Annotated in this window: 10 protein-coding genes; 3 read left to right on the top strand and 7 right to left on the bottom strand. The window is 59.6% G+C overall.

The window, feature by feature from the left end; translation table 11 throughout:
- Positions 1-463, top strand: a 463-nt coding sequence (locus NW819_RS02100; RefSeq protein ID WP_414412745.1) for a pentapeptide repeat-containing protein, incomplete at its 5' end; no start/stop codon positions are given.
- Positions 464-475: 12 nt separating this feature from the next.
- Here the strand turns inward: NW819_RS02100 and cysQ are convergent.
- The 5 genes from cysQ to rpsP form a co-directional block, all read right to left on the bottom strand.
- Complete coding sequence (cysQ, locus tag NW819_RS02095; protein WP_414350347.1) at positions 476-1,303, bottom strand: 3'(2'),5'-bisphosphate nucleotidase CysQ; 828 nt, start codon at positions 1,301-1,303, stop codon at positions 476-478.
- Between the two features lie 16 nt (positions 1,304-1,319).
- A complete protein-coding gene (hisF, locus tag NW819_RS02090) occupies positions 1,320-2,081 on the bottom strand; it encodes an imidazole glycerol phosphate synthase subunit HisF (protein ID WP_414412744.1) in 762 nt (253 codons plus the stop codon).
- Positions 2,082-2,142: 61 nt separating this feature from the next.
- Positions 2,143-3,246, bottom strand: coding sequence for an ArsA family ATPase (locus tag NW819_RS02085; protein ID WP_414412743.1), 1,104 nt, complete (start codon positions 3,244-3,246; stop codon positions 2,143-2,145).
- On the bottom strand, positions 3,243-3,518 hold the full coding sequence (locus NW819_RS02080) for a KH domain-containing protein (RefSeq protein WP_011432102.1): 276 nt from the start codon (positions 3,516-3,518) through the stop codon (positions 3,243-3,245). The genes NW819_RS02085 and NW819_RS02080 overlap by 4 nt, the downstream gene beginning before the upstream one ends.
- Before the next feature lie 52 nt (positions 3,519-3,570).
- Positions 3,571-4,050, bottom strand: coding sequence for a 30S ribosomal protein S16 (gene rpsP / locus NW819_RS02075; RefSeq protein ID WP_011432103.1), 480 nt, complete (start codon positions 4,048-4,050; stop codon positions 3,571-3,573).
- Positions 4,051-4,312: 262 nt separating this feature from the next.
- Between rpsP and NW819_RS02070 the strand changes: the two genes are divergently transcribed.
- Entirely contained in the window at positions 4,313-4,759 is a 447-nt protein-coding gene (locus tag NW819_RS02070; RefSeq protein ID WP_414350341.1) for a TerB family tellurite resistance protein, read from the top strand.
- Positions 4,760-4,881: 122 nt separating this feature from the next.
- Here NW819_RS02070 and NW819_RS02065 read toward each other — a convergent pair whose 3' ends face one another.
- Positions 4,882-5,277, bottom strand: a complete 396-nt coding sequence (locus NW819_RS02065) for a metal-sensing transcriptional repressor (RefSeq protein ID WP_414341707.1) — start codon at positions 5,275-5,277, stop codon at positions 4,882-4,884.
- A gap of 114 nt (positions 5,278-5,391) precedes the next feature.
- Here NW819_RS02065 and sds point away from each other — a divergent pair, with 114 nt between their 5' ends.
- Positions 5,392-6,363, top strand: coding sequence for a solanesyl diphosphate synthase (gene sds, locus NW819_RS02060; protein WP_041436149.1), 972 nt, complete (start codon positions 5,392-5,394; stop codon positions 6,361-6,363).
- A 28-nt stretch (positions 6,364-6,391) separates the two neighbouring features.
- On the opposite strand, the gene lepB is transcribed toward sds, so the two are convergent.
- The gene (lepB, locus tag NW819_RS02055) at positions 6,392-7,078 is read right to left on the bottom strand and encodes a signal peptidase I (RefSeq protein WP_041436160.1); all 687 of its coding nucleotides are present in this window, start codon (positions 7,076-7,078) and stop codon (positions 6,392-6,394) included.
- Positions 7,079-7,414: the final 336 nt, after the last annotated feature.

The raw sequence follows: 7,414 nt of genomic DNA, 5'->3' as shown, positions 1-7,414 counted from the left end.
GACAACAGCAAGTATTAAGCCTCTCTTGGATGCCAAGCAACTGTTGCAGGCTTATGCGTCTGGCCAACGGGACTTTTCCGGCTCCAACCTGAGTGGAGCGCAGTTGAGTGGCGCGAATTTGAAGGGCATTATCCTACGGGATGCCGACTTGAGTGGGGCCGATTTGCGCGAGGCGGATTTGTCGGGAGCAGATCTCTCGGGAGCCGACCTGCGCGGAGCCAAGCTGCGACGGGTGAACCTGATTGGGGCTAAGTTGGTGAAGGCAGATTTGCGGGGGGCCAACCTCTACCGGGCCAAATTGCTCAGGGCCGACCTCAGCGAAGCCGAGCTGAACCGAGCCGATCTGCGGATTGGGGCCGATCTGCGCGGAGCCATCATCACCAACACCCATTTCCGCGGTGCCCTTTACGACGAGTACACCAAGTTCCCGGATGGCTTTAACCCCACAGAGATGGGCATGTAGCCGGGGCTTCGCTCAGGGGATCAGGTTCTGCCACAGTTGGGCCATGCCTTCGGCAGCCGCTACAAAGGGCGGGTTGTGCAGGTCGGGCTTGTTGTAGCGCAAGGGATCCCCTGCCAGATCGGTAACCCTTCCCCCCGCCTGCTCCACAATGCACTGGGCAGCGGCAGTATCCCACTCCATGGTGGGGCCGAAGCGAGGGTAGAGATGGGCAGATCCTTCGGCCACAAGGCAAAGCTTTAGGGCACTGCCCACAGACTTCACTTCCAGAGAGCCACAGCGCTGCCGCAGCCGCTCGAGGAACTGCTCCGTCTCCGGGTTGCTGTGGGAACGGCTGGCCACCACTTGTAGGGGTTCTTGGGCGTAAGGGCAGGTGCGGATGGGCTGTTCGTGAACGCAGGACGGAGTCCTTTCCCTCTTGCAGGCCCCCAGCTTTTGCGCAGCCGCGTAGGTGAGGCCCAGAGCTGGGGCATGGACGACCCCCAGGATGGGGATCCCTTCCTCGATGAGAGCAATATTCACCGTAAACTGGCCGTTGCGCCCGATAAACTCTCGGGTGCCATCCAAGGGATCCACCAGCCAAAACCGCTCCCACTGTTGCCGCTCTGGGTAAGGGATCCCGCCCGATTCTTCCGAGAGCACCGGGATCCCTGGGGTCAGGTCTTGCAAGCCTTGCAGGATCAGGTGGTGGGAGGCCAGATCCGCCTCTGTAAGGGGAGAGGCATCCGCCTTGGCCCTTACCTGAAGCTGCTCCTGTCTGTAGATGGGCAAAATAGCCTGTCCTGCCGCCTCCGCCAGCCGACTTACCTTGGGCAAGAGAGCGGCCAGATCCTGAGCTTGCATAGGATCCCTCGCAGAGTTAGCAACGCACCGGAATGCCGTGGGCGGCCAAGTCGGCTTTGATTTGGGCAATCGTCAGCCGGCCATAGTGGAGCAGCGAGGCCAATAGAGCCGCTTCCGCCCCTCCCTCCTGCAGAGCTTGGCGGATATGAGCACACTCCCCTGCTCCTCCTGAGGCAATCACCGGCACCGACACCGCCTCGGCCACCCGCCGGGTTAGCTCGAGGTCATAGCCTGCTTGAGTGCCATCGGCGTCCATGCTGGTGAGCAAGATCTCCCCTGCCCCCCGTTCGGCCACGGTTTTGGCCCACTCCACCGCGTCTAGCCCCGTCGGCTGCCGCCCCCCGCGCACGTACACTTCCCATCCCCCTCCCTGCGGTTTGGCGCGAGCGTCGATGGCCACCACAATGCACTGGGATCCAAACCAGCGGCTGGCTTGAGTCACCAAATCCGGATCCCTGACCGCCGCCGAATTGAGGCTGACCTTGTCTGCCCCGGCCCGCAGCAGTTGCCGGATCCCCTCCAGATCGCGGATCCCTCCTCCCACCGTGAGGGGAATGAACACCTGCTCTGCGGTGCGCCGCACCACTTCCAACAAAATCTCCCGCTCTTCGTGGGTGGCGGTGATGTCCAAAAAGACCAGCTCATCGGCTCCTGCCTGATCGTAAGCCTGGGCCAGCTCCACCGGATCCCCGGCATCCCGCAATTGCACAAACTGGATCCCTTTCACCACCCGCCCTGCCGCCACATCCAGACAGGGAATGATCCGTTTGGCCAACATCGCTCTCTCCCAAGGACTCCATACCGCTAACGCGAACAGAGGGGAACAACTGGGGATCGTTTTAGCCGAAGCTGATGACCAGGAAGGGTTCTTGAAACTTGGCCCCAGTCACCTGCCGACCTGCCAAGCTGGGGGGCAAGAACAAATTGCGCCGCTGATCCCCGGCGGTAATGGTCAGCTCCGGGCCTGACTGGCTCAGCTCGATTTGGGCCTTGCTGAAGCCGGGAATAAACAGCTTGACTGTACGGGCTCCCTCGTCGATGGCCACGGGCGGCGGCACATCCGGCACAGCGAACATCCCTCCTACTGCCGCTTCCAAAGCCGACCAATCGGATCCCTGACGCAGGGGGAGTGTTCGTAGTGTCAGCGGGAAAAAATCGGCGGCCGAGACCTCTCCCGGAGCCAGAGGGGTAACCCAGAGGCCACCCACCGTCAGCCCCACCATCTGAGCACTCCCCCAAAGGTAACGGGCGGTTTGCACGGCCATCGGGTCAGGGGTGGTCACCAGGTGGGCCAACACGCGGCGCGGATCGGCAATGGCCTGTCGTCCCTGCTCCAAGAGGTTAGTCATGCCCCCCAACCGCTCCGGCAGATCCTCCAGAGAGGAAAACTCCACAGTGCTCACCGAACGCAGCAACGGCTCGGCAAAGGGTCGCAGGGTTTTGGCCAAGTCGGATCCCAAAAAAGCCTTGGAAGCCCGCCGCCAGTACCAACTGGCCACCTCCGGGATCCCAAAGGCGCGCAAGGTGGCCAGATCCCCTGGCCCATCGTAGAGAATGCAGTCGTATTGGCCGCTGGCATCGTAACGGCGCAGAGCTTCCAGGGCCAGGGCCTGATCCATGCCCGGCAACACCCCCAGTTCCTGGCCGTAGATCTCCCGGAAAAAGGGGGTGCGCACGTATCGGGCTTCCAGCTCTTTGGCCGCCGTCCAGAACTGCTCCAGCAGCTGGGTTGTCCGCAACTGCACCACGCTCAAGTTGGCAGCAATGGTCACCGGCTCGCCGGAAAGCGGGATCCCGCCCAAAAGCATTTCCAGCCCCGGCCCCGCCTGATGGCCCACCAACAGCACCCGCCGCCCCTGCTGGGCTGCGGCCCGAGCTGCCGCCACGGCCAAGGTGCTCCGACCTGTGCCCCCCTTGCCCAGAAAGGTGAGAATTTGGCTCATTCCCGCTCCTCCCGATTCCGCTCTCCCGCCTCTCCGTAGATATCGATGTACAGAGATTGACCTGCCAACTGAGCTGCGGCCATCATCACCTGTCGAATCGCTTGCAGGGTGCGCCCGCCCCGCCCGAATACCCGCCCCCGATCCTTCGGGTCAAAGGCCAGCCGCAGCCATACCTTTCGCCCGCCACAGGTGGTTTCCACATCCATTTGAAGAGAGGCGCTGCTGAGCAGCGGTTCGATCAAAAGATGGGCGAGAGCCTTGTAGTCTGGCATAGAGAGCTAGACGACAGGAGGGAACAACTGGCCAAGCCAAGCTTAGCCGACCCTAGGCCTCAACCGCTTCCTCAACCTGAGGCTTTTCAACTTCAGCTTCTGGAGGACTTAATTCTGCCGCTGCTGTCTCAGTGGCAGCTTCGCTCAATTCAGACTCGGGAACATCGGCGACCTCAGCCTCGGCCACGGATTCTGTTGCAGGGGCCTCTTCTGCCGCCTCAGGGATCCCAGCTTCAGGCTTGGCCATGGCCGGGATGCGAATCGAGGCAACCACTCCGCCTTCCCCTGCTTTCAACATCTCGTAGATGCCGGCCTTTTTGAGGAGACTGTCCACGGTCTCTGTGGGCTGAGCGCCACAACGCAACCACTTCAGCAAGCCTGCCGTTTGCAAAACCGTCTCCTTGGTGCGCGGGTTATAGTAACCCAGTTCCTCTAGCGGACGGGCTTCACGGCGGCTTTTACTTTCAATGGCGATGATGCGATAGCTGGGTTGCCGCTTTTTTCCGTAGCGCTTGAGCCGCAATTTGACCATGGGGTATCCACTCCTTGGGGGACGCTCCGCAAGCTGTAAAGATCCAAAAAATCCAAAAAAGAGTTCGCCTAGACCCGCCAAGCCTGCTGAAGCTCCAGAGCCTCGCTCCGAGCCTTTGGCGTTTGGCCGGTAGACACAGGCTTTTTATTTTAAGCGATTTTCTGCTTGACTGGAACTTGACCGGAAAATGTCCGACCCCGGTTTGGAAGGCAACCTTCATGGCAGAGTTGAAGAGAAAACCCTACACTCAGCAGCAACTCCCATGATCAACTACGCCGATTTGACAGACGAGCAGCGCCAGCTCTACCTCAAGGCCCTGATCGCGGTGGCCCGAGTAGATGGCCAGTTGGACGAAGAAGAAACCTCTTTCTTCATGCAAATCGCAGAAGGGGTAGGCATCGAAGCGCCACTGGCCCAAACCTATCTGGCCGATGAAGCAGGTGCACCTTTGGATATCAGCGGGATCCCGCCCATGCGCAATGCGGCAGGGGCCTTGATCCTGCGGGATTTGGCAGCAATGGCGGTGGTGAATAGCCAGCTGGTGGAAAAAGAAGAGGAGCTAATTTTCGAGATCGGCAAAGCCATGCAGTTCAGCGCTGAGGAGATCAACGAGTTTATCGACTGGGCCTTCATGGGACTGCAGTGGCAACTCAAAAGCGCATCTCTGCTGGAGCGCTATACCCAGCCCTCCCCCCAACCTTCTGAATGACCTGGGGTACTAGGCAGCATCACAACGGCCAGCCCCCGCTGCAGATATTGACAGCCCCGCTTGGCGTTCCCCTGAGCCAAGCAAGGGGAGACTTTCATCAAGTTAAATCTGGCCATTGAGACTTAGCCGATAAAGCGATCCAGAGCCCGCTGCAACTCCTCCAGCTCCACTTCGATATTGCCGGTCTCGATGGCATGGCGGATGCAGTGGCGAATGTGATCGTCCAAAATTAGCCGCGCCACCCGATCCAGCGCTCCCTTGACGGCGGCAATTTGCAGCAGCACATCTGGACAGGGCTGATCCTGCTCGATCATGGAGCGGATCCCACGCACATGCCCTTCGATGCGAGCCAAGCGGTTGGTCAACTTGCGCCGAGACTGGGGATCATGATGGTGAGGCTGGGCCCGCCCAGACAGCGGCGGCTTTTCCAGCGCCAGTTCCCACTCCTCCTCCCAATCGGGTTCTGAAGGGAGCGGTGGAACGGAATGAGATCGAAGTGGGGGGACGGGATCCGACATGAGAAGGGCAAAAGACTGCTTGCATGATACTGCCTGGTTTTCCCCGAGAACGATGGGGTACTCTACAATAGAAAAAGATGTGAAATTTTGTAAAACCCCTCATACTTTGGCTCCATGACCTCTGTGCTCTCCCCCTTTGGCCCTGTAGAAGCGGATCTGGAGCGTTTACGCCAGAACCTAACGCGGTTGGTGAGTGCCAAGCACCCCATCCTGGCCATGGCTGCCGAACATCTGTTTTCGGCGGGGGGGAAAGGGATCCGGCCAGCCATCGTGCTCCTCATTGCCCGTGCCACCACTCCAGATGGAGAGATCACTCCCCGTCATTGGCGCTTGGCAGAGATCACCGAGATGATCCACACGGCCAGCCTGGTTCACGACGATGTCATCGACGCTGCCGATGTGCGACGGGGCATCGATACGGTGAATACCCTCTTCGACAATCGGATAGCCGTGCTGGCGGGGGATTACCTCTTCGGCCAAGCTGCTTGGTACTTGGCCAATCTGGACAACCTGGAGGTAGTGAAGCTCCTTTCCAAAGTGATCATGGATTTGCCGGAGGGAGAGGTGCGCCAGAGCCTCACCCGCTTCGACCCGGATGTGTCGATGGAAGACTACCTGGCCAAGAGCTTCTACAAAACGGCCTCCCTCATGTCCGGCAGTTCCAAGGCTGCTGGCCTGCTGAGCGGGGTTAGCGAGGAAGTGGCGGATCGCCTGTTCGATTTTGGGCGGGATCTGGGCATTGCTTTTCAGATTGTCGACGATCTGCTGGATTTCACCGCTTCGGCAGAGACGCTTGGCAAGCCTGTGGGATCCGACCTCATCCAGGGCAACCTCACTGCACCCGTTCTGTTTGCCCTAGAGGAATTTCCCCAGATGCGAGAGCTCATTCTCAGGGAACTGTCCAACCCGCAAGATCTGAAGCAGGCCCTAGAGTGGGTGTATCAAAGCGAAGGGATCCCACGCTCTCGTCAGTTGGCCCGCGACTACGCCCAGCGGGCTGCCGAAGCGCTGTATAGCCTGCCGGACTCTGCGGCGCGTCGTGCTTTGTTTCAGATGGTGGACTATGTGCTGGAGCGGCTGCACTGAGCAGTCCCGACAGGGTCAAGCTGGCTTTCTACCGGGCTGTGTTGCCCAACACTTGGGCCTCTGGAAGAAGCTCAGGATATTCTGGCGGGGCGAAAAAGTGTAGGCGATTTGGGGGCCAAAAGCGAAAAATGGTGTTGCCGATGATGTTTTCTTCCGGCAAGAAACCCCACACATGGGAGTCTTGGCTGTCGTTGCGGTTATCCCCCATCACAAAATAGGAGCGGGGAGGAACCACGAATTCGGATCCCTGATTGGGAACTCCAGGACAGCGCTCGCCAGGGCAAGAATAGTCGGGGGGGGCATAGATGTAGTCTTCCCGCAGCGGGATCCCGTTGATGATGACCTCACCGTTGGCGATGCGAATGCGATCTCCCGGCAGGCCGATCACCCGCTTGATGTAGGCCCCGTCGAAGTTCAGTTTGGCGGGAGGGTTGAAAACAATAATATCGCCTCGTCTGGGCGAACCAAAGCGGTAGCTGACCTTTTCCACCACCAGCCGATCCCCTTCTTCCAGAGTGGGCAGCATCGAATCGGAGGGGATCCAACGCGCCTCTGCCACAAAGGTGCGAATGCCGAAGGCCAGCAACAGAGCCAGCACCACCGTCAGAAGGTTTTCCCGTTGCGCCTGCCACCAGCTGCGGGATCCCGAGCTGGCAGGGGTTTCCCCTGATGGCGACTGGGGCTTGGGCAGAGGAGTTGGATCTTTTGACGGCATGGAAGCTAACGAACAAGACTTCACGATCTCAAGATTACCGCACCCAATCCAGGGCAGCAGAATGGGAGGCCCTCCCATTAAACCCCTGCCGGAGAGACGAATAGCCGGCAATAGCATAGGATGGGTATTCTGGTGTACCGTACTCGCGACTGTCAGCCTCCATGACGATTTCAACAGAAGAGCGCCTAGAGCGAGTCGAGCGCCTGGTCGAGGCCAATAGCCAAGCAATAGCTCGTCTCACCCAACAACAAGAGGAAGTTTTGAGGCGGATCGATCGGCTCTCAGGGGATAGCGAAAAACTCTCGGAGCGGGTTGAAAAGCTCTCGGGCGATGTCG

It is taken from the genome of Synechococcus sp. R8-2 (genome assembly GCF_047461715.1).
Lineage (GTDB): Bacteria > Cyanobacteriota > Cyanobacteriia > Thermostichales > Thermostichaceae > Thermostichus.
The sequence above is the reverse complement of the archived record's forward strand: the minus strand, read 5'-3'. Positions and strand labels throughout refer to the sequence as shown.

Coding starts and splice junctions, on each gene's coding strand:
- cysQ (WP_414350347.1), bottom strand. CDS start 1,303: ATGCAAGCTCAGGATCTGGCCGCTCTCTTGCCCAAGGTAAGTCGGCTG.
- hisF (WP_414412744.1), bottom strand. CDS start 2,081: ATGTTGGCCAAACGGATCATTCCCTGTCTGGATGTGGCGGCAGGGCGG.
- NW819_RS02085 (WP_414412743.1), bottom strand. CDS start 3,246: ATGAGCCAAATTCTCACCTTTCTGGGCAAGGGGGGCACAGGTCGGAGC.
- NW819_RS02080 (WP_011432102.1), bottom strand. CDS start 3,518: ATGCCAGACTACAAGGCTCTCGCCCATCTTTTGATCGAACCGCTGCTC.
- rpsP (WP_011432103.1), bottom strand. CDS start 4,050: ATGGTCAAATTGCGGCTCAAGCGCTACGGAAAAAAGCGGCAACCCAGC.
- NW819_RS02070 (WP_414350341.1), top strand. CDS start 4,313: ATGATCAACTACGCCGATTTGACAGACGAGCAGCGCCAGCTCTACCTC.
- NW819_RS02065 (WP_414341707.1), bottom strand. CDS start 5,277: ATGTCGGATCCCGTCCCCCCACTTCGATCTCATTCCGTTCCACCGCTC.
- sds (WP_041436149.1), top strand. CDS start 5,392: ATGACCTCTGTGCTCTCCCCCTTTGGCCCTGTAGAAGCGGATCTGGAG.
- lepB (WP_041436160.1), bottom strand. CDS start 7,078: ATGCCGTCAAAAGATCCAACTCCTCTGCCCAAGCCCCAGTCGCCATCA.